The sequence below is a fragment of the Pseudomonas tremae genome, assembly GCF_001401155.1.
Lineage (GTDB): Bacteria > Pseudomonadota > Gammaproteobacteria > Pseudomonadales > Pseudomonadaceae > Aquipseudomonas > Aquipseudomonas tremae.
Map to the genome: position 1 here is coordinate 1 of NZ_LJRO01000396.1, position 398 is coordinate 398.

The 398-nt window shown below is 54.8% G+C and carries 1 pseudogene; it reads right to left on the minus strand.

The features are described 5' to 3' along the window. Window positions 1-11: 11 nt before the first annotated feature. A pseudogene (locus ALO43_RS22550) lies at window positions 12-398 on the minus strand (T6SS phospholipase effector Tle1-like catalytic domain-containing protein); the annotation flags it as partial.

A 398-nucleotide genomic window follows, 5' to 3' on the forward strand; every position in this document is an offset into this window, starting at 1 on the left:
CGTCGGCAGCGTCAGATGTGTATAAGAGACAGCACGAAGACAGCGTCACTAAAGGTGACCATTCTGCCGACTACTGCGTTCCAGTGCGCAGACTGATGGATATAGCGCCAGCGCAATAGCTGCTCTTCCTGACTGTCCAGTAAGTAAGGCCCGCCTCGCGCATAATCGATCAGGCGGGCTGAAATGCCTTCGAGCTCGGGAGGAAGCTGAAACTCAGGGCTGTTCGGCACCGGGTCGAAAGGTACCCCCTCATCACAGGCCAGTGCATGCATGACCTGTAACGACACCCTCGACAAGTGACCAAAGACCTGGCGGTTCATACCCACTGCAGCAACGATCGTTTTCATGCCACTCAGGGATTTTCTGCATGGGTAACATTTGCTTTCGCAGGTCTGAAC